The organism is Amycolatopsis sp. NBRC 101858, from assembly GCF_030269325.1.
Taxonomy (GTDB): Bacteria; Actinomycetota; Actinomycetes; order Mycobacteriales; family Pseudonocardiaceae; genus Amycolatopsis; species Amycolatopsis ponsaeliensis.
Map to the genome: position 1 here is coordinate 2,232,506 of NZ_BSTD01000001.1, position 20,523 is coordinate 2,253,028.

A 20,523-nucleotide genomic window follows, 5' to 3' on the forward strand; every position below is an offset into this window, starting at 1 on the left:
CCAGAGTTGCACAGCGTTCGCCCACCGAAACCAGGGTGACCAAGTTCCCGTCCGATCGTGATCTCGCCGTCTCCGGGCGTCCCAGCAGGCGGACGCCGGTGACTGAAGGTCATTCAAGTGTATCGGAAAGTACCCGAACGGTCACCGGCCGCCACCGACGTCGAGCACCGCCCCCGTGGTGAACGACGACGCGGGCGACAGCAGGAACAGCACGGCCTCGGCGATTTCGGCCGGCTGGCCGGCGCGGCCCATCGGGATCTGCGGTGCGTACTTCGCCATCCGGTCCGGCAGGCCGGCCGCCTCGTGCAGGCCGGTGTGGATCATCCCGGGCGCGACCGCGTTGACCCGCACGCCCTCACCCGCGACCTCCTGGGCGAGCCCGAACGTCAGCGTGTCGACGGCGGCCTTCGACGCCGCGTAGTGCACCCACTCCCCGGCCGAGCCCGTGCGCGCGGCCGTCGAGGAGATGTTGACGATCGCGCCGCCGGCACCGCCGTACCTCGTCGACATCCGGCGGACCGCCTCGCGGCAGCACAGGAACACGCCGGTGACGTTGACGTCAAGCGTGCGCCGGACGACCTCGACGGCGTAGGAGTCGAGCCGCCCGGGCGTGTTGCCGACGATCGCGGCATTGTTGACCAGCGCTTTCACCGGCCCGAGCGCCTCCGCGGCGTCGAAAAGCGAGCGGACGTCGTCCTCGTCCGAGACGTCCGCGCGGACTGCCAGCGCCTGCCGGCCGTGCGAACGAACCCGCGAAGCGACCTCCTCGGCCGGCGCGGGATCGCCCGAGTAGTTGACGACGACGTCGTGGCCGCGCCGAGCCGCCAGGGTGCAGATGGCCGCGCCGATACCCCGGCTGCCGCCCGTGACGATGAGACTCAAATCGCGAAGTTGGCCAGCGGGAGGTTTTCCAGCACCAGGTCCGCGCGGTCTCGCGTCTGCGAGATGAGGTCGGCGTTGCGCTGGTCCGAGCCGAGCGCGCGCTGGCGGGCCTCGACGAGCGACCGGCCGTAACGGCGGTGGCGCGACACCAGCCGTTCGATCCGCTCGGGCTCGTCCGGCGCCAGGAACCAGGCCTCGGTCAGCAGCGGCCGGATGCCGCTCCACGGGTCGTCCGGCAACAGCAGGTAGTTGCCCTCCGTGATCACCAGCTGGACCTCCGGCGGCACCGCGACGGCCCCGGCGATCGGCTCTTCGATCTCCCGGCGGAACTCCGGCGCGTACACCGTCTCGCGGCCTTCGGCGAGCCGCTTGATCATGTGGAAGTAACCGGCCGCGTCGAACGTGTCCGGGGCGCCCTTGCGCTCGGTGCGCTCCAGCCGGCGCAGCTCGACCTGCGCGAGGTGGAAGCCGTCCATGCCGACCACCGCGGCACGCGAACCGAGCGCGTTGGCCAGCGCCCACGCCAGCGTGGTCTTGCCGGACGCGGGCGCGCCGATGATGCCCAGCACGTTGCGCTGCCCGCGCACGGTCAGGCCCTCGGCCCGGGCCAGCAGGTCGTCGAACCCCGTCATGTCCTGTTCCTTCCTGCGATCGCGGTCGTCCACGACCGCGGTCCCACCTGCCGCACCCGTTCGGCGGCCACCTCGTTGGCGAAGCGGATCCGGTCCGTCACCGTCCGTTCGCGCGTCACGGCCACGGCGAGCGCGCCGTGCCAGACGTCGCCCGCACCTAGTGTGTCCCGCGCTTCGACGCCAGCGACAGGCACCTCACCCGAGCCGCCGTCCGCAGTGGACCACCGCACCGGACCTGGCCCGGCGGTAGTGATGACCGTGGGGACGCCGCGCTGGTGCAGCCCCGGTTCCGGCGCCCGGAAGTGGGCGGAGCAGGCGGCGATGTCGACCAGCGGGAGGAGCTCGTCGAGCACGGGCTTCCAGCTTCCGGCGTCGAGCACGACCGGCGCCTTCGCGCGCCGCGCGACGTCCAGCGCGAGTTCCGGGTAGTGCCCGTCGAGCAGCACGACGTCGGCCTCCGGAAGCGCGGCTTTCCCCGGAAAGCGGCGCTCGGCGGCGTTGCGGGAGACGACTGTGCGCTCGCCGTCGCGGTCGCGGACGGCGACCGCGCTGACCGGCGGCGGATCGGGCAGATCGGGAGCCAGGTCGATCAGCCGGACCCCGTGCGCTTCGAGGTCGGCGCGGACGAGCGCCGCCAGCGGGTGTGCACCGAGGACGGTCAGCAAGGTCGCCTCGGCCCCGAGCGCGGCGGCCGTCACCGCGGCGTTCGTCGCGGGCCCCCCGGCCGCGACGTCCACCCGCAGCGACTGCACCTTCTCGCCCGGTGCCGGAAGCTCGTCGACCCGCTGGATCACGTCCACGGTGCACAAGCCCGCCAGCAGCACCCTCACTTCAAGCCGGCCACGTGTGTCGCAGCGGCGGCTTCTTCGATCTCACCGTTTTCGTTGAGCCGCAACGCACCCGTGAGCAGGCCGACGACCTGGTTCATCGAGTGCGTCTTCGGCGAGACGACCGCGACGCGCTTGCCGAGGCGGTGCACGTGGATGCGGTCGGCGATGTCGAACACGTGCGGCATGTTGTGGCTGATCAGCACCACCGGCAGGCCGCGGTCGCGGATCCGGCCGATGAGGTCGAGCACCTTGCCGGACTCGGCGACGCCGAGCGCGGCGGTGGGCTCGTCCATGATCACGGCCTTGGTGCCGAACGCGGCCGCGCGGGCCACGGCGACGCCTTGGCGCTGACCACCGGAAAGCGTCTCGACGGGCTGGGAGATCGACTTGATGTTGATGCCCAGCTCGTCGAGGATCCGCTGCGCCTCGGACCGCATGGTCGCGGTGTCGAGCTTCCGGAACAGCCCGAACGGGCCCTTGAGCCGCTTTTCGCGGCCCAGGAACATGTTCGACGCGATGTCGAGCGCGGGCGCGACGGCGAGATCCTGGTACACCGTCTCGATCCCGTAGTGCCGGGCGTCCAAAGGGGATTTGAAGTGGACGGTCTGACCGTCCACTTTGATCTCCCCTTCGTCCGGGATCACGGCTCCGGACAGGGTTTTGATGAGTGACGACTTCCCGGCACCGTTGTCGCCGACCACGGCGAGCACCTCGCCGGGGAGCAGGTCGAAGTCGGCACCGTCGATCGCGGTGACCCGGCCGTAGCGTTTCACCAGCCCGCGGGCCTGGAGGATGGGATCGGTCATGACTGCTGCTGCCTCCTCGCGATCCGGTCCACCACGACGGCGGCGATCAGCAGGGCCCCGGTGGCGAGGTCCTGGTAGTTACCGTCCACGTTCATCTGCGTCAGCCCGGACCGCAGCACCGCCACGACCAGCGCGCCCATCAGCGTCCCGAGCACCGAGCCGCGGCCGCCGAAGAGGCTCGTCCCGCCGAGGACGACGGCGGTGATCGAGTCGAGGTTGCCGAGCTGGAACTGGTTCGGGTCGGCGTTCGGCGTCCGGCCGAGCGCCTGCCACGCGGCGAGCCCGAAGGCCAGCCCGGCCACGATGTACACCGACAGCACCGTGCGGTTGACCTTGATGCCGGACAGCCGCGCGGACTCCGGCGCGTTGCCGACCGCGTAGACGTGCTTGCCCCACGCGGTTTTCGTGAGCGCGTACCAGATCCCGAGGTACATCAGCAACGCCAGCGTCATGCCGTAGGTGATGGGGATGCCGCCGAAGAGGTAGCGCTTGGTGCCGAGCCACTGGAGCAGCCCGTCGGTCACCGGCACGGCCTGGCCGCCGGCGATCAGCTTCGACACCGCGGTCAGCATGGTGAACGTGCCGAGCGTGATGATGAACGCCGGGAGCTTGATCCGCGTCGCGAGCGAGCCGATGAAGATGCCGACGATGACCGTCAGCACGACGCCGGCCAGCAGGGCGACGAAACCGTTCGTGCCGGCCGCGGCGAGCTTCGCCATGATCAGCGTCGCGACGACCATCGACGACGCGTTGGACAGGTCGATGCCCGCGATGAGGATGACGAGCGTCTGGCCCAGCGCGAGCGTCCCGACGACCAGCGACTGCTGGACCACCGTGGACAGGTTGTCGAGGTCGAAGAACGTGTCCGTGGCCAGCGAGAACACCACGATCGCGACGACCAGCGCGAGCGCCGGGCCGACCGCGGGGGCGCGGAGGAGGAACTCGCCGAGGGACTCACGTTCCTTTGTGGACACTGCGGTTGCCGTCGTCGCGTTTGTAGATGTCACCGTGTGCCTCCCCAGCAGTTCTGCAGGCCCCACGCGGTGTCGTGGCTTTCGACGCCGGGCAGCGGCTTGTCGGTGATCACGGCGGACCCGGTGTTGACGAAGCCGGTCGGCTTCTTGCCGGTCTTCGCGTACTCGACGGCGGCGAGCACACCCTGTTCGGCCATCTTCTTGGGGAACTGCATGACGGTCGCGGCGTACTGGCCGTCCTTGACGTTCTGGACGCCTTCGCAGCCGCCGTCGATCGAGCCCATCACGATCTGGCCGGTGAGCCCACGGGCCTTCAAAGCCGCGTACGCGCCGCGGCCCATCGGCTCGTTCATCGAGTAGACGGCGTTGATGTCGGTGCTGCGCTGCAGCAGGTTCTCCATGCCCTGCTGGGCGAGGCTCTGGTCGCCGTTGGCCGCGGTGTGGCCCTTGATCTCCGGCGAACCGTCGGTCAGCCCGATGCCCTTGAGGAACCCGCCGTGGCGCTGGGTGTCGACCGAGCTGCCGGCCGTGCCGTCGACCATCAGCAGCTTGGGCGGGGTGCCGTTGAGTGCGGCCTTGACGTACGCGCCCTGTTGCTCGCCGGCGGCGAAGTTGTCGGTGGCGAAGGTGGCGTCGACGGCGTCGGGCGGTTCGGTGGCGGTGTCGAGGGCGATGACCAGGACCCCGGCGTCGCGGGCGTCCTTGATCGCCTTGAGCACGCCGGTCGAGGAGCTGGGCGTGATGAGGATCGTGTTCACGCCCTGCTGCATGAGGTTTTCGATGGCACGGACCTGGCCGTCGTTGTCCCCGTCGAACTGGCCGGCGAGGGCGTTGAAGTCGGCGCCGTTGGCCTGCGCGGCCGCCCGGGCGGAGTTGCGCAGTTCGACGAAGTAGGGGTTGGTGTCGGTCTTGGTGACCAGGCCGACCTTCGCTTTGCCACTCCCGCCGGTGTTGGTGTTGCCGCCCCAATGGCGTTCGACGGTGCATCCGGTCGTCGCGGCGAGGACGGCGGCCAGCGTGAGTGCGATGAGACTTCGCTGTCTCATGGGTTCTCACCCCTTATGGAAGACACGGTGTGATCGAGTGCTTGCCGATGGTCGGGAAGGTAGACAGACTGCACCGTGGACGCAAGCGTTTGCGCAAACGCTTGCCGGAAAGGATTGGCATGCCCCAGCCGAGATCATCGCGGCCGACCCAGCGGGACATCGCCGAGCTCGCCGGCGTCTCGATCACGACCGTCTCGCACGTCGTCAACGGGACGCGGGCGGTCGCCGAGGACACCAAGGCGGCCGTCCTCCGGGCGATCGAGACGACCGGCTACACCGGCGACGCGATCGCCCGCTCGCTGGTCACCGGCGGGACGCGGTCGATCGGGATGGCCATCTCGCTGGTGGCCAACCCGTACTTCGCGACGCTGATGCAGGCGATCGAGCGGGAGGCGTCGGCGCACGGGTACACCGTGCTGCTGGCCGACACGCACGACACCGCGGGCACGGAGCGGGACACCGTGCGGGCGCTGCGCTCGCGGCGCGTCGACGGCCTGCTCATCACCCCGGCCCCGGGCGACGGCCCGGTGATCGGCGAGCTGGTGTCGCTGGACGTGCCGACGGTGCTGATCGACCGGCTGACCACCCGCGCCGACGTCGACCAGGTCGGCACGGAGAACATCCAGGCGACGTCGGCGCTGACCGCGCACCTCGCGACGCTCGGGCACCGGCGGATCGGGATGATCAGCGGCACGCCCGGGCTGTCGACGAGCGAGGAGCGCGTGCTGGGCTACCGGCTGGGACTCGGCCGGTCCGGGCTGACGTGGTCGGCCGACCTCGTGGCCTGCGGGAACTCGTCGCACGAGGGCGGCTCGCTGGCGTTGAGCACGCTGCTGGCGCTGCCCGAACCGCCGACCGCGCTGGTCGTCGGGAACGACAGCATGATGGTCGGGGTGCTGCACGAAGCACGGCGTCGCGGCCTGAAGATCGGGCAGGACCTGCCGGTGGTGGTCTACGACGACGTCGAGTGGGCCGACCTGGTCGACCCGCCGCTGACGACGATGGCGCAGCCGATCGAGGAGATCGGGCGGCAGGCGGTGCGGCTGCTGCTGGCCCGGATCAACGACCCCGCGCGCAAGGCCGAGACGGTCCGGCTGGCACCCACCCTGCGTCACCGTGAGTCCTGCGGCTGCCCGCCGGTTCACTCACATCAGTGATTCTGAGGTCCTGACGCCTCGGCGTGGCCGCTCAGCGGATACCTTTCCGCTGAGCGTCTGCGAGGGCTAATGACCGCACTTTCGCCAGAGCTCCGGTTGTGGGACCCCCCGGTCACCTACCGGATCGGCGTCGCGATGGGTACGCACGCGAACCCCTACTCGGGTGAGCTGCTGCGCTCGATCAGGGCGGCCGCGGCGCAGGCGGGGTGCGACGTCACGCTGGCCGACACGGGCGACACGGTGAGCGAGGAAGCCTCGCTGGTGCGCGCGCTGCGGGCGGACCTCGTGGACGGCGTGCTGCTGGTCCCCTCGATCGGCGACGAAGCGGTGGTCAACGGCCTGGTCCGGATGGGCGTGCCGACGGTGCTGGCCGACCGCGTCGCCGCCCGCAACGACGTCGACCAGGTCGGCACGGAGAACGTGCACGCGGTGGCGTCGCTGGTCCGCCACCTGACGTCGGGCCGGCACCGCAAGATCGGCCTGATTTCGGGCGACGAGGGCCTGGACATCAGCCGTGAGCGCGTCCGCGGCTACCGGCTGGGACTGGAGCAGGCGGGGCTGCGGTTCAACCGCGAGCTGGTGGAGTCCGGGTTGTCGACCTCGGGCGGAGCGGCCCGCGCGACGGCCAAGCTCCTGGACGGCTGGCCCTCCCCGACGGCCCTGGTGGTGGCGGACGAGTCGATGCTGGTGGGGGTCCAGTACGAGGCCCACCGCCGCGGCATCCGCATCGGCTCGGAGCTGGCGGTGGTCGGCTACGGCGACATGGAGTGGGCCCGGCGGGTGAGCCCGGCGATGACAACGTTGGCCCAGCCGGTGGCGGACATCGGGCAGCGGGCGGTCCAGCTGCTGCTGTCCCGCATGGCCGACCCGGACCGGCCGCCGGAATCGGTTTCGCTGACGCCGCGTTTCCTGCACGGCGCCTCCTGCGGCTGCTGAGCGGACACTGGCCACTTCCGGACGTCCGGGAGTGACAATTAGTCTCAATGCGTCACTTTGTTGCTACCCTCGGCCCGTTTGACGGCGCACGAATCGGGGGAAGTGGCGAATGAGCGGTCAATACATGAGCGGAAGCGTTTATTCGGCTTCCCTTTCGGCGGCACTCAATGATTTCTGGCAGACGCTCGAACGCCGCTGGACCCACGACGCCGGCCAGACCCTGCGCGGCGGGACGAGCCAGATCGACGGCGCGCCCGAGCCCGCCCGGTGGCAGGTCCCGCCCGAGTCGCGCGGCCACCTGACGACCTGCCCGATCGTCGCCTGGGCCGTCAGCGACAGCACGCAGGCCAACCGGCCGTCCGCGCCCTGCGACGGCTGGAGCGTCCCGGACGCCAAGTACGTCGAATGCCGGGCGGCCGACGTCTTCTCCCAGGTCGGGGACTGGGCGTGGGCGAAGCGGGACCAGCTGGCGGCCGGGATCCCGGATCTGGCGGGCGGGCCGGAACTGTCGTCCCTGGAGGATGCCCGGGAAAGCCTCCTGAAAGCCGACGGGACGATGCGGCCGGAGGGATCGGTCGACGCCTACACCCTGCCCGGCATGGTCGAGAAGCTCTCGGTCCGGGACGACGGCAACAACAACCGGGCGTGGATGGCCGGGTGGACGGGACTCGCGGCCACCAGCCTCAAAGGCGGTTTCCTTTCGACGGTCGGCCCCACGCTGAAGAACCAGAGCGTGCTCGTGCGGTGGCTGGCGAACTGCTATTCCTTGCGGGCCACGACGATCCACGCCACCCGGAACAACATCCTCGAGCTGATCGGCCGGGCCACCGGCGAACTCTTCGAAACCGCGCCGGTGCCGGCGAAAGAAGTTCCGAAGGCCAAGGTGGCGGTGAACGCCGCCGGCCAGGCGTGGGGCATCGCGACAACGGTCGCCAAGGCGCTGGGCAAGGAGGCTCCGGGCAGCATCGGCGATGCGCTGAGCCTGATCGGCTTCGTGGTCGACGTCGTGGCGAACGTCGGCGAGGCGAAAACGAACGAAGGGCTTCGGTTCCCGCAGCTGAGCGGCTTCTTCGCGCACCTGGATCCCGCCGTCCGCGCCCTCCACACCGATCTGGACGAAGCCGAAGCGGACTACCGGAAAGCCGTCACGGCCATCGAGCAGCGGATCGCCGGCGTCGACCGCACGGTGCTGGAGCTCTACGACTTCACGAAAAGCAGTCCCGACGGCGACAGCAGCGACCCGTCCGCGTCCGGCCGGTTCGCCGTGGACGTCGTGGTGGTCATGGAGATAGCCCAGCACTGCTACGACGTTGCCGAGGTCTATTCCGGCTTGCTGAGCGACGTCGCGACAGCCTCCTACTCCGACGGGCAGCTGGTGGGCCGCGGCGTCGTGCCCACCGCGGCGGACACCGCGTTGATCGCCTTGCGGAGCGACGTCGAGTCGTTCTTCCAGAAGACGACCGCGCGGTACCTCATGGCGGCCGATCGCATCAAGAAAGCCGCGGAAAAGTACGCGGAGAGCGACGCGGAGCAGAAAGCCCGCCTCAAGGCCGCGATCGCCGATTGGCACGAGGCCGGAGAAGACCGCAAGCGCGACCAGATCGACCTCGACCCGCGCAAGGAAGGCTTCCAGAACTGACCCGCCCGTAGCGGAGAATGGCGGGGTGGTCAGACTCGCGCACACCGCCCAGCTGCCGGCCGCCGACCTGCTCGCCGTCCGGGCTCTGCTCGAAGGCGCGTTCACGGACTTCGATCCGCCGGGCTGGGAAAACACGCTCGGCGGCATGCACGCCCTGACCTTCGACGGCGGCGAGCTGATCGGCCACGCCTCGCTCGTGCAACGCCGGCTGCTGCACGGCGACCGCGTGCTGAACACGGGGTACGTCGAGGGCGTCGCGGTGCACCCGGACCACCGGCGGCGCGGAGTCGCGAGTGCGCTGATGGCGGCGATGGAGGAGCTGCTGCCGGGGTACGAGGTGGGCGCGCTGAGCGCGACCAGAGCCGGGGCGCCGCTGTACGCGGGCCGCGGCTGGCAGCGGTGGCGCGGGCCGACTTCCGCGTTGACACCGTCCGGGGTCCGGCGAACCGAGGACGACGACGGCGGCGTCTACGTGTTCCCCGGGCGGGCGCCCCTCGACCTGGACGGGGAGCTAACCGCCGACTGGCGGGCCGGCGACGTCTGGTGACAGCGTCGCCGCGGCCTCCAGGAGCATCCAGCCACCCACCTGGACCGACAGGTCGCGCTCCGGTGCGTCGTCCGGAAGAGGCCACGGCGCCGGGCGGTCCCAGAACGCGCTGAACACCGGTCCTTCCGCCGCGCCGGACCAGCACGCTTCTGCCGACCTCAGCACCAAAGAACGCGCCAGGGAAGCCTCCGGTTCGGGCAGGGCATGGGCCGCCAACGCCAGGTAGCGCGCAAGGATCGCGCCGAACAGCCCGCCGTCGCCGCCGCTCTGGCCGCGGATCACCCCGCCCGGGGCGCAGTGCTCGGCCGCCGCCCGGACCGTCCGTGCCGCATTGTCCATTTCAGACAGTTCGAGGCACGCGCCGAGGTAAACACCTTGGCAGTACGTGTAAATGTGCTTGACCAGCTCGCCCGTGTCCGCCCGGATCCCGTCCCAGACCAGGCCGGTGCCGGGATCGACCAAAGTGGACGTCATCCAGTCCGTCATCGCGCGCGCCCTGACCAGGTTTCCCGACCGGGCGTGGAAGATCGCCGCCGGGCCGTTGGCCGGGGCGTTCTTGAAGTCGTCTCCGCGACGCCACCAGATTCCGCCGCCCGCCGCGGCCGTCCAGCCCGAGAGCAGCTGCGTGTCGATCGCCGCGACCGCCGGGCCGACCTCGATGCCCAGCGACGAAACCCGTTGCAGCGCAAGGCCGAGCCACGCGATGTCGTCGTAGTACTCGTTCGTCCAGCGCCCGAAGTTGCGTAGCCGCACCGAACGCACGAAAGAACGGATCACCGCCAAGCGCGAAGCGCTGGGAGCACGCAGCTGTGCGTCGACGAGCGTGTCCAGCAGGTGGGCCTGCCACCAGTAGTTCCAATGCCAGTGCAGCCGCTGGCCGGGTGACGGCGGCCAGCCGCTGCGGCCGAGGACTGTGCCGGGCAGGCCCCACACCCGGCGCAGGTGCCGAGAGGTCACCGCGCGTTCGGCAGCCGAGACGTCCATGGCGCAATCCTGCCTTGCCCATCGACATACCGCTCGGTATGTTGAAGGACCCCGACGGCCTGCGAGGTACCCATGACCACGGCACACGTCACCTGTCCGCTGTGCGAGGCGACCTGCGGGCTGGAGGTCACGCTCAACGAAAACCAGCAGGTCACGCGCGTGAAGGGCGACGAGAACGACGTCTTCTCGAAGGGGTACATCTGCCCGAAGGGCGCGTCGCTCGGCGCGCTGCACCACGATCCCGACCGGCTGACCGCGCCGCTGCTCAAGCGCGGCGGCGAGTTCGTCGAGGTCAGCTGGCAGGAGGCCTACGACGAGATCGACCGCCGCCTGCCGCCGATCCTCGAGGAGCACGGCCGGGACGCCGTCGCGGTCTACGCGGGCAACCCCGGCGTGCACAACATCGCGCTCACGCTCTACGGGCGCGTGCTCTACAAAGCCTTGGGCACCAAGAACTTCTACAGCGCGACGTCGGTCGACCAGATGCCGAAGCACTACTCGTCCGGCACGATGTTCGGCGACCCGCTCGCCATCCCCGTGCCCGACCTCGACCGCACGCGGCACCTGCTGATCCTCGGCGCCAACCCGCTCGTCTCGAACGGCAGCCTGATGACCGCGCCGGACATCCGCGGGCGGCTGCGCGGGATCCGCGAGCGCGGCGGCAAGATCGTCGTCGTCGACCCGCGCCGCACGCGCACCGCGCAGTTCGCCGACGAACACCACGCCATCCGGCCCGGCACCGACGCACTGCTGCTGTTCGCCCTGGTCAACGTCCTGTTCGCGGAGAACCGCGTCGCCCCTGGCCGCTTGGCGGAGCACCTCAACGGCCTCGACGACGTCCGCGAGCTGGCCCGGCCGTTCACGCCCGAGGCCGTCGCCGCGCGCACCGGGATCGACGCCGCCGACATCCGCCGGATGGCCCTCGAGCTGGCCACCGAAAACGCCGTGGTCTACGGCCGGATCGGCACGACGACGCAGACGTTCGGCACGGTCGCGAGCTGGCTGGTCGACGTCCTCAACGTGCTCACCGGCAACCTCGACGAGCCGGGCGGCGCGATGTTCCCGCTGGCCGCGTGCCAGCCGACCGGGAACCGGCGGCCGTTCGCCGTCGGGCGCTGGCACAGCCGCGTGCGCGGCTACCCGGAGGTCGTCGGCGAGCTGCCGGTCGCGACGCTCGCCGACGAGATCGAAACCCCGGGCGACGGCCAGGTCCGCGCGCTGATCACGGTCAGCGGCAACCCCTGCCTGAGCACGCCGAACGCGGGACGCCTCGCCGAAGCCCTGAAGAAGCTCGACTTCATGATCTCCGTCGACGTCTACCTGAACGAGACGTCGCGCCAGGCCGACGTCATCCTGCCCGGCCCGTCACCGCTCGAACGGCCGCACTTCGACCTGGCCTTCTACCAGCTCTCGGTGCGCAACGTCGCCAACTGGACCCCGGCGACACTGCCGTCGAAGCTGCCGCAGGAGTGGGAGACGATGCTGCGGCTCACCGGCATCGTCACCGGTCAGGGCCCCGAGGCGGACGTCGAGGCGCTCGACGACTTCGTCGCCGCCGACGTCGCGCGCCGCGCCAAACTCGAGGTCACCCGCGACCGCACCGGCCCCGCGCGGCTGGTCGACCTGCTGCTGCGTGCCGGCCCCTACGACGTCACGCTGGCCGACCTCGAAGCCGCGCCGCACGGGCTGGACTTCGGGCCGCTGAAGCCGCGGATCCCCGAGGTGCTGTGCACCGCGTCCGGCCGGATCGAGCTGACGCCGGAGACGATCGTCGCCGACGTCCCGCGGCTGCGCGCCGAGCTGGACCGCCCGCTCGACGAGGGCCTGGTGCTGATCGGCCGGCGCCACCTGAGCTCGAACAACTCGTGGATGCACAACCTCGCACCCCTGATCCGCGGCGGAAACCGCTGCACGGTCCTGGTCCACCCGGCCGACGCGACGCGCCTCGGCCTCACCGACGGCTCGCTGGCGTCGGTGACCTCGCGCGCCGGCAAGCTCGAGGTCCCGGTGGAGGTGACCGACGAGGTCCGCCAGGGCGTGGTGAGCATCCCGCACGGCTGGGGCCACGACGCCGACGGCTCGCGGACGCGCGTGGCGAGTGCGAACCCGGGGGTCAACTCGAACCTCGTCGCGGACGAGACCCTGCTGGACGTGCCGTCGGGGACTTCGGTGCTGAACGGGATCCCGGTGGAGGTCGCGCCCGCGTAGCTACCAGGCTGTCGACAAGTCGGCGTGCTGGCGGACCCACGCGTGCATGACGATCCCCGCCGCCACGCCCGCGTTGATCGAGCGGGTCGTGCCGAACTGGGCGATCGACACCACCAGGGACGCCGCTTGCTGCGTGCCCTCGGACAGCCCGGGGCCTTCCTGGCCGAACACCAGCACGCACTCACGCGGCAGCGAAGCCGTCTCGACCGGCTCGGACCCCGGTGTGTTGTCGACCGCGACGACCGCCAGCCCCTGCTCGGAAGCGAACGAGACCAACCCCGAGACGTCGTCGTGGTGGCGGAGGTGCTGGTAGCGATCCGTCACCATCGCGCCGCGGCGGTTCCAGCGGCGGCGGCCGACGATGTGGACCTCCGCTGCCGCGAACGCGTTCGCCGTGCGGACCACCGTGCCGATGTTGTGGTCGTGCTGGAAGTTCTCGATCGCGACGTGGAACGGGTGCCGCCGGCGGTCCACATCGGACACGATCGCTTCGCGGCGCCAGTAGCGGTAGGCGTCGACGACGTTGCGGCGGTCGCCGTCGCGCAGCAGGTCCGGGTCGTACCGCTCGTCCGACGGCCAGTCACCCGGCCACGGGCCGACGCCGACCTCTTCGCGGCTCACCCACTCGGTGGGTCCGGCGTCGGGGGAAGTGCTCACCCCCCGATTGTCGCCTAGCCCAGGCGCACCCGGTGCGTCCGGGCGTCCTCGCTGTGGTCGCGGTGGCGCCAGCGGTGGTAGACGCCGACGTACGAGTACACGACCACCGCGATCGCGACGATGCCGATCGCCGGCAGCCACGACTGGGGGAACACCGTGCCGTACAGGTAGTAGGCGTTGAACCCGCCGGGCAGGTCACCGAGGCCCTGCTGGTGGCGGAAGAAGTTCTCCAGCGCGGTGAACGGGCACGGCACCGGCGCGACGTTCACCAGGATGCCCCAGGCGACGGCGAGCATGTGGACGAAGATCAGCTTCGGCCAGCGCCAGGCGAGAAAACCGCCCAAACCGATGAGCAGCAGGGCCAGGATGTGCACCGCGACAGTTACTTCCGCCAAGAACTTCGCCACCACACGCCCCCTTCACCGAACCCCCTACCAGCGACGTTACTCCGCTGATCGAGTTCGGCCGCCCCTGAGAATGCCCAGCTGTGTGATGTTCAACCCACCGGAGCAACCCGTTCACCCCGGCGGTGACGGAGGCGTCACACCCGGTGGGAATTCCGGTGGGCGTTTTGCCGGGTACTTCGTCGGCTCCTCGTGCGGGTACTGCTCAGGCGGCTTCTTCCACGGCGGCTGGTGCCCGGGCCGCTCCGGCGGCTCGCCGGGCTTCGACGGCTCGTCCACGCCCTCGACGGTACGCCGGGCCGGGTCAGCGCACCCGGTCGCTCGGCGCCGGCTCCTCGTCGCCGGGCAGGTGGACGTCGCTGACGTTGATGTTCACCTCGACGACCTGCAGCCCGGTCATCTGCTCGATCGACGTGATGACGTTGCGGCGCACCGACCGCGCGAGGTCGGCGATGGCGACGCCGTACTCGACGAGGAGCTGCAGGTCGACGGCCGCCTGCTTCTCGCCGACCTCGACCGAGACGCCCTGGCCGGCGCTGGCCGACGCGCCCGGGATGCGGTCGCGCAGGGCACCGAACGCCCGCGCGGCGCCGCCGCCGAGGTCGTGCACGCCGCTGACCTCGCGCGCGGCGAGCCCGGCGATCTTCTGCACCACCGTGTCGGCGATCGTGGTCGTGCCCTGCTTCGTGACGAGGGCGGCGGTTTCGGTCTTCTCGGCGGTCGCGGTCATGGTGATCCTCCCTGAATGTCCTCAAGCCCCAAGGCTTTTCGTAGGTAAGGACCCCCAGGGCGGGAAGAGATCACTGTGACGTGGGTCTCGCGAACGCCGCGCCGTCGAGGTCCGTGACGACCAGCTGCAGCCGCGCGTTCTCCCACTCGGTCCCGGCCAGGATCGGCCGCACCAGCGCCGCGGCCTGGTCCAGCAACGGCGGGATCGGCAAGCGCGTCGCGATCAGGCGGATCCGGACGACGTCGGCCGCCAGGTCGACCGCCAGGCCGGCCCAGTCCACCGGCAGCCACGTCGTCTCGGGGGAAACCGGGGTGGCCGGGCGGAGGCCGTCCACCGCCGCGAGGGCGCCGACGATCCGCTCGACGGCTTCGGCCGCGGTCACCGGGCCTCGATGTCCATGATGGACACCGAAACCTCGTCGACGACCAGGCCGGTCTGCTCGGTCACGAACCGCCGGACCGCGCGCTGCACGGCCCGGCCGACCGCCGCGGCCTGGTCGGCCGCCGCCGTGACCAGGTCGATCTCGACGGTCACCCGGCCGTCCGCCGTGCGAACCCGGACGCCGTCCGCCGGCGCTGGATCGAGGCCCTTCCACCGCTGGCGCGCGGCTCGCGTCCACGCCGTCACCAGGCCGCGCAGGCCCGGTTCGAGCCGCACCACGCCCGGCGTCCCGATCGCCGCCCGCGCCGCCACCGAAGCGATCACCGGATCGGCGATGACGTAGTCCACGCTCATTCCCCTGGCTCCCCGGCCGTGTCTTCCGCATAGATGTCGTCCACCAGCAGGTCGAGCTTCGCCAGCGTCAGCCCCACCCGGGCCGCGGCCGCCGCGGTCACCCGCTCCCGCACCAGCGCCAACGCCGCACCGCCGGCGACGTTCCGCACACTCACCGCGAGGGTGAGTTCGACGTCAACAACACCGCCGACACCCGTCCGCACCCGGCAGCGGCGCGCCCGGACGCCGTCGACCGTGTCCGCCGCGTACCGCAGCACCGCGGCCACGGCCTGCTCGCTGATCTCCACGAACCCCGGTTCCGGGGTCGGCAGCGCCACCATCGAGCCGCGCCGCACCTCGGCCCGCACCGCCGACATGATCCGGCCGAACAGGGCCGGCGGCACGTCGTCCTCGGCCGCCAGCTCCGCGGTGGCCTCGCGCAGGGCCAGCAGGCTTTCGCGCGCGGCCCGGCAGTGCGGGCAGGTCAGCTCGTGTTCGTCGGCCAGCCCGGCGCCGACCGCGTCCAGCCGCTCCCACACCTGCTCGACATCGCGTTCGCAGGGCAGCTCGTAGTCCGTCATCGCCATGGCTTCATCACCTCCGCCAGCTGAGCCCGGGCGCGCGCGATCCGGCCGCGGACCGCGGTCGCGTTCGCGCCGACGACTTCGCCGATCTCCTCGTAGGACCGGCCGTGCACTTCGCGCAGCAGCCAGCACGCTCTCTGCTCCGGCGTCAGCTGCGCCAGCGCCGCGTTCAACGCCGCGAGCTGGCCGCTGACCTGGGCGGCCCGCTCCGGCTGGAGGTCCACCCGCGGCGACTCGGCGGTGTCCAGGTCGACGTCCGCCTGCGGCTTGCGCGCACGGATCACGTTGAGGCAGCGGTTCGTGGTGGCCCGGTAGAGCCACCCGACGAACGCCGCGTCCTCGCCGAGCTGCTCGAGCTTGCGCCAGGCGTTGAGGAAGACCTCCTGCACGACGTCCTCGGCGTCACCGCGGTGCGCGAGCATCTTCACGGCGAGCCGGAACATCGGCCCCTGGTAGCGCAGCACGAGCTGCTCGTACGCCTGGACATCGCCGTCCTTCGCGCGCCCGACGAGGGTCGCGTCGTCGAGCGGCGTACCGGGCTCCGCGCTGGTCGTCACGGCACCTCCTCGACGGGAAGACACGGAAGCGCGGAAAACGTCACGGGGTGATTGTCGGTGACGTGGGTCACCGGGGCGAGTCCGTGACGATCACGCGCCCCGGTGGTCCTTGGTGCACGAGGGTGCCCCGCCGGGGCCCCGGCGGAACGGGAGGTGCGCGATGTCGCTGGGCGACAAGATCGGCAACAAGGCCGAAGAGCTGGGTGGCAAGGCCAAGGAGGCGGCCGGGTCGGCCACCGGCGACGAGCAGCTGCAGGCGGAGGGCCAGGCCGACCAGGCGAAGGCCGGGCTGAAAGGCGCCGTCGAGAACGTGAAGGACGCCGCGAAGGACCTCTTCAAGAAGTGAGCCGGGCGGCCCGGGGACCGAGGGGGTCCCCGGGTCCGGCCGATCAGTCCAGGCCGAGGTCGTCCTTGCCGAGGACGTAGCGGTACTCCAGGCCTTCCTTCTCGATGGCCTCGCGCGCGCCGGTGTCGCGGTCGACCACCGTCACCACGCCGATCACGTTCGCGCCCGCTTCACGCAGGGCCGCGACCGCTTCGAGCACGCTGCCGCCCGTCGTCGAGGTGTCCTCGACCGCCAGCACGCGCTGCCCCCGGACCTCCATGCCCTCGATGCGCCGCTGCATGCCGTGTTCCTTGACGGACTTCCGGACGACGAACGCGTCGAGCACGACCCCGTCGGTCGCCGCGGAGTGCAGCATCGCCAGCGCGACCGGGTCGGCGCCGAGCGTCAGCCCGCCCGCGGCGACGTAGTCCCAGTCCGCGGTGAGCTGGCGCAGCAGCTTGCCGATCAGCGGTGCGGCCGCGTGGTGCAGCGTCGCGCGCCGGAGATCGATGTAGTAGTCGGCTTCCTTGCCGGACGCCAGGGTCACTTTTCCGTGCACCACGGAAAGATCGGTGACCAGCCTGGCCAGTTCGAGTTTCGCCGCTTGATCCAACCCGGGGTTCGCCACGGCCGAGAGTCTTACACACGGCCGTGCTCACTCTCCGATGGATGTGGCGTCGACCGCACGCCCGCGCGTCGCCGCCCAGGCCGGGACGAGGATCGCGACGAGCGAGAGCACCGCGGCGATCGCGAGCACCGTCAGGTAGATCGTGATCGGCCCGGACGGCAGCAAAGATCCGCTCACCACCAGGCAGAACGGCACGATCGAGCCCGCCGCGACCAGCGTCCCGAGCAGCACCGCGATGGTCGCGATCAGCCCGCCTTCGACGCCGGCCATCCGCAGCACCTGGCCGCGGGTGAACCCGCTCAGCCGCTGCAGCCCGAACTCGCGGCGCCGCTTGGACGTGGCCATCACCAGCGTGTTGACGACCGAAATCACCGTGTACGCGATGATCATCCCGACGAGCAGGTAGTTGACCCACGCGCCGATCTCGTTGCCCTTCGCGTGCGCCGCGATGAGGGCGTCGCGATCACCGACCACCACCGGCATCCCGGCCGTCGCCTCGCGAAGGCGCGAAGTCAGCGTCGCCGTGTCGACGCCTTCGGCCGCCCGCACCAGCAGCTGCGGGGCGAGCCCGAGCGTCGTGTGCGGAGCCAGCAGCGACGCGGGCAGCACGAGCCGTTCGAACCCGGGTCGCTGGTTCACGACCGCGCTCACCCGCACGTCCACCGGCGTGCCGTCGCCGAGCCGCAGCGACAGCGTGTCGCCGACGTGGCGGCCGAGCTTCTCCGGCACCTCGATGGCGTTCCCGGTCAGCTCGCTGACGCCGAGCGCGGGCCAGCCGTCGTCGTCGGAGTTCGAGTCGTACGGCTTGACGACGAACACCGTGCTCGTGACGTACTCCGACGCGCCGGCGACCCCCGGCACCGCGGCGACCCGGCCGAGCACCGACGGGTCCAGCCCGCCCGGCCCGGCGACGACGGCGTCCGCCCGCAGGTCCTCGGTGTAAGCCTGGTTGGAGACGGCTTCCTGGGTGGTTTGCAGGTAGATGTTGGCGGTCGCGATGCCGACCGCGAGCATGATCGGGGTGACCGCGCCCGCCGTCCGGACCGCACCGACGCGGGTGTTGAGCAGCGCGACCCGGCCGGTGACGCCGCTGACGGCCTGGACCGGCCAGCGCAGCAGCATCGCCGTCACCTTCGTGACGCCCGGGCTGATCGCCGCGAGCCCGAACGCCCACAGCATCACCGCGGGGCCGGCCGTGCTGGCCGCGACCGGGCCGGTCATCACGGCGACCGTGACGATCGCCAGCGCCGTCCCACCGGCGAAGCACAGGATCGCGGTGATCACCCGGATCGGCGTCAGCCAGCGGCGCTCGACGGCGGCTTCCGCCAGCGCCTCGGTCGGGCGGACCTTCGAGGCCCGCCGTCCGGCGACGAAAGAAGCGGCGATGACGGCGAGCAGCGACGCGCCCGCGGCGACCGTCGCCGGGAGCCAGCCTTGCTCGAACTCCAGCACGTCCGGCACGACGTGGTTGGCCGCGAGCTCGCCGAACAGCCACTTCCCGAGCACCGGGCCGAGCACGACCGCGACGGCCACCGCGAGCACGCCGACGACCAGCGCCTCGCCGAGGACCATCCGCCGCAGCTGGCGCGGCGTCGTGCCGATCGCGCGCAGCAGCGCGAGTTCGCGCTGGCGCTGCTGGGTCGACAGGGTGAGCGTGCCCGCGACGACGAACACCATGACCATCGCCGACAGCCCGCCGGAGACGGCGGCCAGGACGATGAGGTTCTCGCCGCTCTTGCTCACCTCGGGGAACTCGAGGAGACCGCGGTCTGACCCGGTCGTCACGATCCCGGCGTCCCCGACGGCCGCCGTCACCGCGGCGACGTCACCGCCGAAGACCCCGATCGCGTCGTACTGGCCCGGGTGCCCGGAGAGCTTCGAAGCGTCCGAAGCGGAGAAGAACAGCGCGGAGTCCCGCATGGCCTGCGGCGCCTCGGCGATGCCGGAGATCCGGTATTCGCCAACGCTGCCGTGGGCGGCGACCGGCAGCTTGTCCCCGATCGCGAGCCCGAGCCCGGCGTCGACGACGACTTCGCCCGGCTTCGGCGCTTCGCCCTTCAGCGTGTACGGCGTCAGGGCGGCGGAGTCCCACGCGTGCCCGAGAGCGCTCGCGGCGCCGGCCTGCGCCGGGAAGCTGACCTCGCCGACGACGTTCGTGACGCCGGGGACCGCGCGCAGGCGGTCGGCCAGCGAGGCGTCGACGCGGACACGCTCGGGCAGCGTCGCGTTCTTGAACTTGTGCTTGTCGTCGGGGTCGAGGGTCGCCGGGTCCTCCTTGGGCACCGCAAACGTTTGCTGCCCGCCGACGACGATCGGCGCGGCGGCCAGCCGCTGCACCGGCGTCTCGGACCGGATGCCCGTCTCCATCAGGCCACCGCACGCCGAGACGATCAGCGCGCCGAAGAACACGGCGACGAACGTCGCCAGGAAGGCCCCCTTGCGCAGGCGGAGGGTCCGGAGGGCGAGGGAGAACATCAGGCCTGCACCGCCATCCGGTCCCAGGCACCCAGGTGGGTCATCCGCTCGGCGACGGCGGCCGCGGTCGGCCGGGCGAGCCGGCCGGCGATGCGGCCGTCGGCCAGGAACACGACCTCGTCGGCATAGGACGCGGCGACCGGGTCGTGCGTCACCATGATCACCGTCTGGCCCGACGCCCGGACGGACTCACGCAGCAGGCCGAGCACGTCGGCGGCGGTGCGGGTGTCGAGCGCGCCGGTCGGTTCGTCGGCGAAGAGCACGGCCGGGTCGGTGACCAGGGCCCGCGCGATCGCGACGCGCTGCTGCTGCCCGCCGGAGAGCTGCCCGGGCAGGTGCTTGCGGCGCCCGTCGAGCCCGACGTGCTTGAGGATCCGCGCCACCAGCCGCTTGTCGGGGCGCTTGCCGGCCAGCTGCAGCGGCAGCACGACGTTCTGCTCGACCGTCAGCGCCGAGAGCAGGTTGAACGCCTGGAAGACGAAGCCGACGCGGTCGCGCCGCAGCTTCGTCAGGTACGTCTCGCTCTTGCCGTCGAGGTCCTGGCCGTCGAGCACGACGCGGCCCGACGTCGGCCGGTCGAGCCCGGCCGCGCAGTGCAGGAACGTGCTCTTGCCCGACCCGGACGGGCCCATCACCGCCGTGAACCCGCCCCGCGGGAACGAGATCGAGACCCCGTCCAGCGCGACCACGCCTTCGCCGTACTCCTTGCGCACGGCCTCCAGCCGGACCGCGTCGGCTGCCTCGTGCCACCCAGTTGTCATGGGGAAAACGCTAGGGAGGAAGCCCGCCGGCCACCCTGGTGCGCACG

Annotated in this window: 23 protein-coding genes; 6 read left to right on the forward strand and 17 right to left on the reverse strand. The window is 71.3% G+C overall.

All coding sequences use genetic code 11. The features are described 5' to 3' along the window. Window positions 1-141 precede the first annotated feature (141 nt). From QSK39_RS10870 to QSK39_RS10895, 6 genes are read right to left on the reverse strand one after another with little or no spacing between them, the layout of a single operon-like run. Entirely contained in the window at window positions 142-882 is a 741-nt protein-coding gene (locus tag QSK39_RS10870; protein ID WP_285477484.1) for an SDR family oxidoreductase, read from the reverse strand. After that, window positions 879-1,514: a nucleoside/nucleotide kinase family protein gene (locus tag QSK39_RS10875; protein ID WP_285477485.1), complete on the reverse strand. Its 636-nt coding sequence runs from the start codon at window positions 1,512-1,514 to the stop codon at window positions 879-881. Before QSK39_RS10875 ends, QSK39_RS10870 begins: the two co-directional genes overlap by 4 nt. Next, window positions 1,511-2,344 carry a PfkB family carbohydrate kinase gene (locus QSK39_RS10880; RefSeq protein ID WP_502873255.1) on the reverse strand — a complete coding sequence of 278 codons (834 nt, stop codon included), beginning with the start codon at window positions 2,342-2,344 and terminating at the stop codon, window positions 1,511-1,513. The genes QSK39_RS10875 and QSK39_RS10880 overlap by 4 nt, the downstream gene beginning before the upstream one ends. Next, window positions 2,341-3,150 carry an ATP-binding cassette domain-containing protein gene (locus QSK39_RS10885; protein WP_285477486.1) on the reverse strand — a complete coding sequence of 270 codons (810 nt, stop codon included), beginning with the start codon at window positions 3,148-3,150 and terminating at the stop codon, window positions 2,341-2,343. The genes QSK39_RS10880 and QSK39_RS10885 overlap by 4 nt, the downstream gene beginning before the upstream one ends. Beyond that, window positions 3,147-4,124, reverse strand: a complete 978-nt coding sequence (locus QSK39_RS10890) for an ABC transporter permease (protein ID WP_285477990.1) — start codon at window positions 4,122-4,124, stop codon at window positions 3,147-3,149. Before QSK39_RS10890 ends, QSK39_RS10885 begins: the two co-directional genes overlap by 4 nt. Window positions 4,125-4,153: 29 nt before the next feature. After that, window positions 4,154-5,170, reverse strand: a complete 1,017-nt coding sequence (locus QSK39_RS10895) for a substrate-binding domain-containing protein (protein WP_285477487.1) — start codon at window positions 5,168-5,170, stop codon at window positions 4,154-4,156. 119 nt (window positions 5,171-5,289) lie between these two features. On the opposite strand from QSK39_RS10895, the gene QSK39_RS10900 reads away from it, so the two are divergent. From QSK39_RS10900 to QSK39_RS10915, 4 genes are all read left to right on the forward strand, one after another. Then, a complete protein-coding gene (locus QSK39_RS10900; RefSeq protein ID WP_285477488.1) occupies window positions 5,290-6,327 on the forward strand; it encodes a LacI family DNA-binding transcriptional regulator in 1,038 nt (345 codons plus the stop codon). A 69-nt stretch (window positions 6,328-6,396) separates the two neighbouring features. Next, the gene (locus QSK39_RS10905) at window positions 6,397-7,263 is read left to right on the forward strand and encodes a LacI family DNA-binding transcriptional regulator (protein WP_285477489.1); all 867 of its coding nucleotides are present in this window, start codon (window positions 6,397-6,399) and stop codon (window positions 7,261-7,263) included. Between the two features lie 124 nt (window positions 7,264-7,387). Next, window positions 7,388-8,902: a hypothetical protein gene (locus QSK39_RS10910; RefSeq protein ID WP_285477490.1), complete on the forward strand. Its 1,515-nt coding sequence runs from the start codon at window positions 7,388-7,390 to the stop codon at window positions 8,900-8,902. A 25-nt stretch (window positions 8,903-8,927) separates the two neighbouring features. Then, window positions 8,928-9,449, forward strand: a complete 522-nt coding sequence (locus QSK39_RS10915; protein WP_285477491.1) for a GNAT family N-acetyltransferase — start codon at window positions 8,928-8,930, stop codon at window positions 9,447-9,449. Here QSK39_RS10915 and QSK39_RS10920 read toward each other — a convergent pair. Then, window positions 9,414-10,433: a glycoside hydrolase family 76 protein gene (locus tag QSK39_RS10920; protein WP_285477492.1), complete on the reverse strand. Its 1,020-nt coding sequence runs from the start codon at window positions 10,431-10,433 to the stop codon at window positions 9,414-9,416. The genes QSK39_RS10915 and QSK39_RS10920 overlap by 36 nt on opposite strands. 72 nt (window positions 10,434-10,505) lie before the next feature. Here QSK39_RS10920 and QSK39_RS10925 point away from each other — a divergent pair, with 72 nt between their 5' ends. After that, the gene (locus QSK39_RS10925) at window positions 10,506-12,641 is read left to right on the forward strand and encodes a molybdopterin-dependent oxidoreductase (RefSeq protein WP_285477493.1); all 2,136 of its coding nucleotides are present in this window, start codon (window positions 10,506-10,508) and stop codon (window positions 12,639-12,641) included. On the opposite strand, the gene QSK39_RS10930 is transcribed toward QSK39_RS10925, so the two are convergent. From QSK39_RS10930 to QSK39_RS10960, 7 genes are all read right to left on the reverse strand, one after another. Continuing rightward, window positions 12,642-13,298 carry a TrmH family RNA methyltransferase gene (locus QSK39_RS10930; protein ID WP_285477494.1) on the reverse strand — a complete coding sequence of 219 codons (657 nt, stop codon included), beginning with the start codon at window positions 13,296-13,298 and terminating at the stop codon, window positions 12,642-12,644. A 14-nt stretch (window positions 13,299-13,312) separates the two neighbouring features. Next, entirely contained in the window at window positions 13,313-13,705 is a 393-nt protein-coding gene (locus QSK39_RS10935) for a DUF2784 domain-containing protein (protein ID WP_285477495.1), read from the reverse strand. A gap of 301 nt (window positions 13,706-14,006) precedes the next feature. Next, entirely contained in the window at window positions 14,007-14,432 is a 426-nt protein-coding gene (locus QSK39_RS10940; protein WP_285477496.1) for an Asp23/Gls24 family envelope stress response protein, read from the reverse strand. A gap of 70 nt (window positions 14,433-14,502) precedes the next feature. After that, window positions 14,503-14,814, reverse strand: a complete 312-nt coding sequence (locus tag QSK39_RS10945) for a hypothetical protein (RefSeq protein WP_285477497.1) — start codon at window positions 14,812-14,814, stop codon at window positions 14,503-14,505. Continuing rightward, window positions 14,811-15,167 (reverse strand): Asp23/Gls24 family envelope stress response protein, encoded by a 357-nt coding sequence (locus QSK39_RS10950; protein ID WP_285477498.1) that lies wholly within the window; start codon window positions 15,165-15,167, stop codon window positions 14,811-14,813. The genes QSK39_RS10945 and QSK39_RS10950 overlap by 4 nt, the downstream gene beginning before the upstream one ends. Next, the gene (locus QSK39_RS10955) at window positions 15,164-15,733 is read right to left on the reverse strand and encodes an Asp23/Gls24 family envelope stress response protein (protein ID WP_285477499.1); all 570 of its coding nucleotides are present in this window, start codon (window positions 15,731-15,733) and stop codon (window positions 15,164-15,166) included. The genes QSK39_RS10950 and QSK39_RS10955 overlap by 4 nt, the downstream gene beginning before the upstream one ends. Continuing rightward, complete coding sequence (locus QSK39_RS10960; protein ID WP_285477500.1) at window positions 15,724-16,287, reverse strand: RNA polymerase sigma factor; 564 nt, start codon at window positions 16,285-16,287, stop codon at window positions 15,724-15,726. Before QSK39_RS10960 ends, QSK39_RS10955 begins: the two co-directional genes overlap by 10 nt. Before the next feature lie 160 nt (window positions 16,288-16,447). Here QSK39_RS10960 and QSK39_RS10965 point away from each other — a divergent pair, with 160 nt between their 5' ends. Next, the gene (locus QSK39_RS10965; RefSeq protein ID WP_285477501.1) at window positions 16,448-16,633 is read left to right on the forward strand and encodes a CsbD family protein; all 186 of its coding nucleotides are present in this window, start codon (window positions 16,448-16,450) and stop codon (window positions 16,631-16,633) included. 43 nt (window positions 16,634-16,676) lie between these two features. Here the strand turns inward: QSK39_RS10965 and pyrE are convergent, their stop codons facing one another. The 3 genes from pyrE to QSK39_RS10980 are packed head-to-tail and all read right to left on the reverse strand — an operon-like array spanning window position 16,677 to window position 20,476. Next, entirely contained in the window at window positions 16,677-17,240 is a 564-nt protein-coding gene (pyrE, locus tag QSK39_RS10970) for an orotate phosphoribosyltransferase (RefSeq protein ID WP_086671745.1), read from the reverse strand. Between the two features lie 27 nt (window positions 17,241-17,267). Beyond that, entirely contained in the window at window positions 17,268-19,715 is a 2,448-nt protein-coding gene (locus tag QSK39_RS10975; RefSeq protein ID WP_285477502.1) for an ABC transporter permease, read from the reverse strand. Next, on the reverse strand, window positions 19,715-20,476 hold the full coding sequence (locus QSK39_RS10980) for an ABC transporter ATP-binding protein (protein ID WP_285477503.1): 762 nt from the start codon (window positions 20,474-20,476) through the stop codon (window positions 19,715-19,717). Before QSK39_RS10980 ends, QSK39_RS10975 begins: the two co-directional genes overlap by 1 nt. Window positions 20,477-20,523 lie beyond the last annotated feature (47 nt).